Annotated in this window: 5 protein-coding genes and 1 pseudogene; 4 read left to right on the forward strand and 2 right to left on the reverse strand. The window is 56.5% G+C overall.

All coding sequences use genetic code 11. The features are described 5' to 3' along the window. Positions 1-111: 111 nt before the first annotated feature. Positions 112-1,221 (reverse strand): transposase, encoded by a 1,110-nt coding sequence (locus BN2475_RS31550; protein ID WP_094783294.1) that lies wholly within the window; start codon positions 1,219-1,221, stop codon positions 112-114. Between the two features lie 224 nt (positions 1,222-1,445). Between BN2475_RS31550 and BN2475_RS31555 the strand changes: the two genes are divergently transcribed. The 4 genes from BN2475_RS31555 to BN2475_RS36035 are packed head-to-tail and all read left to right on the forward strand — an operon-like array spanning position 1,446 to position 3,920. Further along, positions 1,446-2,459 carry an adenine nucleotide alpha hydrolase family protein gene (locus BN2475_RS31555; RefSeq protein WP_094783295.1) on the forward strand — a complete coding sequence of 338 codons (1,014 nt, stop codon included), beginning with the start codon at positions 1,446-1,448 and terminating at the stop codon, positions 2,457-2,459. An 11-nt stretch (positions 2,460-2,470) separates the two neighbouring features. Continuing rightward, positions 2,471-3,028 carry a DUF6445 family protein gene (locus BN2475_RS31560; RefSeq protein WP_094783299.1) on the forward strand — a complete coding sequence of 186 codons (558 nt, stop codon included), beginning with the start codon at positions 2,471-2,473 and terminating at the stop codon, positions 3,026-3,028. Between the two features lie 20 nt (positions 3,029-3,048). Beyond that, complete coding sequence (locus tag BN2475_RS31565) at positions 3,049-3,411, forward strand: hypothetical protein (RefSeq protein WP_094783296.1); 363 nt, start codon at positions 3,049-3,051, stop codon at positions 3,409-3,411. A 23-nt stretch (positions 3,412-3,434) separates the two neighbouring features. Beyond that, positions 3,435-3,920 (forward strand): radical SAM protein, encoded by a 486-nt coding sequence (locus BN2475_RS36035; RefSeq protein WP_245841718.1) that lies wholly within the window; start codon positions 3,435-3,437, stop codon positions 3,918-3,920. A gap of 360 nt (positions 3,921-4,280) precedes the next feature. On the opposite strand, the pseudogene BN2475_RS36040 reads toward BN2475_RS36035, so the two are convergent. Beyond that, positions 4,281-4,912: pseudogene (locus BN2475_RS36040) on the reverse strand (IS3 family transposase); the annotation flags it as partial. Positions 4,913-5,294 lie beyond the last annotated feature (382 nt).

A 5,294-nucleotide genomic window follows, 5' to 3' on the forward strand; every position in this document is an offset into this window, starting at 1 on the left:
ACCGCAGGGCTTCCAGGGCGCGCAGGGCTTCGGACCCCAGGGCTTCCAGGGCGCGCAGGGGCCGCAAGGGTACTTTTGAGGCTCTTTTGAAAATTGTGTGGGTAACGCGGCTCACGAGGCATGCGCGTTGAAGCTGGAGAAATCGAGTTTGCCGGCGATGAGAAAGAGCACGGTGCGCATGGTAGTGAAGTGCGTGTAGCCGCGAGCCTTGCGCTTGGCAGCTTGAAACAAACCGTTGATGGCCTCGATGAAGCCGTTGGTCTGGCGGGTCTGCGCCCAGGCAACGATGCCGTCGAAGTGCCGGCGAATCAGACGCGCGACGTCCTTCATCGGCTCGACTTTCGAGCGCATGACGTTGGAGCACCACTGCCGCAACATCTCGGAGACGACATGGATTTGCTTGCGCTCGAGAATCTCGCGCAGTTGCTCGCGATACAGCCATGCGCGGGCGGTACGCTTGGTGGCGTACTGCCTGAGCAGCGTCCAGCGCATCCCTTTGAGTTCTGGGTCGGCTTTCTGCTGCTGGCGGCGCACCGTGTCGAGCGCCTTGGACGCGTGGGCGACAACGTGAAACTTGTCGAACGTCAGCCGCGCATTGGGCAGATGTTCGCCCACGCCTTTGATGAAGGCGGGCGACATGTCGATGCTTACCGAGGTGACCTGCCCGGGCGTGACGAACACGACCCGCCGCGCCTGCATGTCGGCGACCAGCGTCAGATACTCGTGGCCGCGCCGGTACGAGGTTTCGTCAATGGCTACCGTGCTCACGTCAGACAGGTTCGCCGCCGCGAGCGCGAGTTCCACATAGCGCGAGCAGACGGCATGAACCTGATGCCACGACAGATTGACGATGCGTGCTACGGCGGCAAACGGCATCTGCTGCGCCAGCATCAGCACCAGCGCTTCGAACAGCAACGTGAAGCCGTCGAGTTGGCCGACCCAGTCGGGTTCCACCAGCCGTACCGAGCCGTCCGGCAAGCGCACGCGCGGCACCCGTACCTCCAGATAGCACTCGTGCTGAAAGAAGTTCAGGTGGCGCAGCCGCTTGATTTGCGTGTCATGCACCGGGTGCTCGCCGGCAACCCCGGGGTAAGCGAAGCGGCTGCCAGCGACAAAGTCCACGGCAATCGTGAGCTGCCGTTTGGTCGTGTCGAAGTCAACGCCCTGCACGTACCACGGGGCCTTGATTCCCAAGGCGGCTTCAAAGAGTTGATTCGTCATGTTCCCGTCGTCTCGTATGGCTGGTTGCCGCATTCTGCCGCAACCAGCCATACACGAGCTTATCGATTCAAGGCGCCTCAAGGGTTCGCTGCGCCGGGACCACGCCCGCCCTTGACTCGCCAAACCACCCACTCGAAATTCAAAAGAGGCACTTTGGCTCTTTTGAAAATTGTGTGGGTAACGCGCTATTCGCCGGCGGGCGACCGTCAATATGGTGGCTTAATATGTTAGGAATTCTTAATTTATCTCCGGAGCAGCGAGCAGAACTGTTCGACCGTACCGGAATGCCACTTCGCAGGATTGGCATTAACGTCCTGAATGGCGCGGCGTCCGCCGTCGATCGCTGCTGCAGGCGCTGCTTGCTAGCGGATGATCTTCCGGGCGTCACGGTCGGCCCTGACGGCATCTGTAACTACTGCGCCGAATTCGAGGCCGAATCTGCGTGCGGGTTCTACGCTCCGCAGCGATTGCTCGAATTAGTCAAAACGTATCGGGGCAATGGTTCACCCGATTCGGTGCTGGCTTTCTCCGGCGGAAAGGACAGTGCGCTTACGTTGCTCCTTGCTGTGAAGGAATTGAATCTGAAGCCGTTAGCTGTGCTCGTCGACAATGGCTTCATCCCTGACGAAGTAAAAGAAAACGGCCGAGCTTTTTGTGGTCGTCATGGCGTAGAGATGGTGGTCGAGAAAATTGACATTCGGCGGGTAGCGCGGGAATCCTTGCAGTCGACGTCGGGCAAGATTCCCTGTACGGCTCGCATCTCGGGGGTGTTTGCCATCATGGCGCGCGCATGCAGAGATCGGGGACTCCACCTTATTCTCGGCGGACACCGCTTTCCACCGCTCGCGTATCCGGTAAGCGCTTTCACCAAAAAGGAAAAAGATGCGAAATTCGTCTGCGTTTCACCGCTGTTGGCTCGCCGATTGAGCGAAGCAGAGCAAGTAACGCTAATTGAGGAGGCCGGCTGGCGGCGGGTTGAGATTGCTGGAAATACCTCTAACTGCAAGCTTATAGGCCTCGTCGAGGAGCACCTCTATGGCTCGCACGGCTACAATCCACATATATTCGAGGTCTCGAAGGAAGTGCGTGTAGGATTTTACAGCCGCGCGGACGGTTACAAAAAAATAGATCGACCACGAATTAATCCTGAGCATCGACGCTGGGTCGAGCAGCGCCTAGGAATCGATATGCCGGATAAAGGTGAAACGGCCGTCGACAAAGAAATCACTGAACTGTAATGCGGACTGCCATGCGTGAGACCATCATTGTCACCGACGACTTCTATCGAGACCCATTGGATGTGCGTGGGTTTGCCTTGGGGCAAGATTTCTCTGTCAAAGGGAATTATCCAGGAGCGCGTACTCAGCCGTTCCTGCATGAAGGAATTCTTGCTGCGATCCAGTCAATTGTTAAAAACCCCATTACTTATTGGCCATTGAATACGTACAACGGCGCGTTTCAGTTCAGTGTTGAAGGGGATCAAACATGGGTGCACGCAGATCACACGACCATGTGGTCAGGTGTTATATATCTGACGCCGAACGCGCCCTCCAACGCTGGTACGGCATTTTTTCGACATCGTGAGACGGGCTTGGAGAGCTACCCCGATGAGCCGTTTCTGCGGAGAAGATGCGATGAAGACGCGAGTTTGTGGGATCGATGGTCGGTAATCGACCAGATAGGTAACCAATTCAATCGATTGGCCCTTTTTCGGGGAACACGATTTCATTGTAGTCAGAGGCATTTCGGTACTTGCAAGGAAGACGGGAGACTTTTTCAGACTTTTTTCTTCAATACGGCTTACTAAGAGAAAATAGGAGCAATGCGATGGAATCATCGGAACTGTTTTTTCAACTCGGCCGACTCAGCCTGACTAAGGAACAGTCGTCACAAATAGAATCCGCGCTTGGAAAGAGCGTCGAGTCGGTTCCGCTCTTCCGCGTTGTTGCGGTCTCGGCGGAAGATCGGTATGTACCGCTCGCAGGTATACCGGGCGTGGCCGGCGTTATAGTCCACTACGGACAGCAGCCGGAAAAAAAGGAGGGTGGGCAGGTGATTGCGTCGCTGCTCGATGAAATGGCCATGGAATCCGATGTGAGTCCCATTTTTGCGGCACACACGAAGCTGATGGCTCCTCATTCCGACGCCGAGCGTTTAGAATCGAATAGAGCAAAAAGTAAAAGCAATTGAGCTACACGCTCCACGGAGGCAACATGAAAGGCGATCTACTCGTCATGCTGAAAGTTGCCGAGCGCTGCAATATCAATTGCAGCTATTGCTACATGTATCAGGGAGCGGACCAAGGGTGGCGGCGCCGACCCAAGTTCTTAAGCGACGAGAATCTCGACCGACTGGCAGAGCGGATGGAGCACCATAAATATGCCTATCCGGATGCGCGCATGACGCTGGAAATTCACGGCGGAGAGCCTTTGCTGATGGGGAAGCAAAGAGCTGACCGGTTCTTTGGCAATCTTCGCCGTCGGTTGCCGAAGAACGACCTCTTTAGTGTCACGCAGAGCAATGGTGTACTTCTCGATATTGAGTGGCTCGACCTGTTTGCTTCTCACGCGGCGACTATAGCCATTAGTTGCGATGGTCCTCCTGCCATGCATGATCAGCACCGCGTCGACTTCGCCGGAGCTGGTACGGGCCACATAGGTGGAACGCGCCATTCGACTTTGTCTTTCCTACCCCGCTGAGTCGCGCGTGTTCAACGGAGTACTTGCTGTCGTTGATCCGAACAATGATCCGAGCGCGACCTTAAATTACTTTCATGGGCTACATGTCAGTAATATCGACTTTTTGTTGCCTGATGCTCATTACACAGCCCCTCCACATTACATTCATCGCTACAGCCACGAAAAACTCTTGACGTTCCTTTCAACTGATTGCGGGTTTTCCGAAGGGGCCGAATTTGTCTGCGGGCCCCGTCGGGACTGGCTCGCGGGGTTGGCGAGGCCTCACTTCGCAGTGCGCATCTTGCCATGCAGGGCCCTTCATGCATCATTGGCACCTTCAACGGACAATCGCTGAAATCCCCCCGAAACCCGCAACCAGTTGATCGTCATGCCCCGCAACAGATAAGGCCCGATCTTGTGCTTCGCATGACGGCGGCTCGTGTTCGGCTTGCAGTACAGCGCCTCAATGCCCATGCGCTTCATCAGAGTGCTGACATGTTTGCGCCCGACCCTGATAGCTTCACGTTTGAGCAGGCGAACCAACATTCGCGCACCGGCGAACGGGAACTCCAGATGCAATTCATCGAGCCACCGCATCAGCTTCTGATCGACCTCGCTGACCGGGTGCGGCTGGTAGTAGGCGCTTGAACGGGCAATGCCCGCCAGCCGGACCTGCCGGCTCACCGGCAATGCGTGCTCGCGATCAATCATCGCTTTACGCTCAGCAATCCCGCCTTGCCGAGCGCGCTTTCCAAAAAATCGTTCTCCAGCGTTAATTGCCCGATCTTCGCGTGCAACACCTTCACATCGACCGGGGGCTCGGCCGATGTTTGGCCCGTCTCGAACACTTCGGCAACACGCTCTTGCAATTGCTTCTTCCAGTCCCTGATCTGGTTCGGATGCACATCAAACTGCTGGGCCAGCTCTGCCAGCGTCTTGTCGCCCTTGAGCGCCGCGAGTGCCACCTTTGCCTTGAGCGCCGGTGAGTGTGTCCGTCGGTTGCGTTTCGTCATCTTCTGGTTCCTTGTTGCCGGCCATTATGACCGACTCACGCCCCAGCTTTTCCACTTACCGACCTGTCCGAATTCTCGGCGCCACCTCTCCAAGGTCAGGGGCGCCTGCCACGGACAACGCTTCGATGATAAGGGGTGACCCACGACGAAAAGAAGTTGACCGAACGTCTTCAGCTTGGAAATGAGACCGCAGCGTGGCGTCATCGTCGGGCAGTGCTTTGCTTACCCACGCTGTCGGGGTTCGGTCGAGAGCAGCGGAGTGGTAGTGATCTTTGGGTACGTCAATGCTGATGAATTGTTCTACGACTGCGCCTAGGGAAACGCTGATTAATGAATCTCGGCGGTCATCGCTGACGCAGCCGAGGACGTTATAGAAGACAGC

The sequence above is a fragment of the Paraburkholderia ribeironis genome, assembly GCF_900019265.1.
Lineage (GTDB): Bacteria > Pseudomonadota > Gammaproteobacteria > Burkholderiales > Burkholderiaceae > Paraburkholderia > Paraburkholderia ribeironis.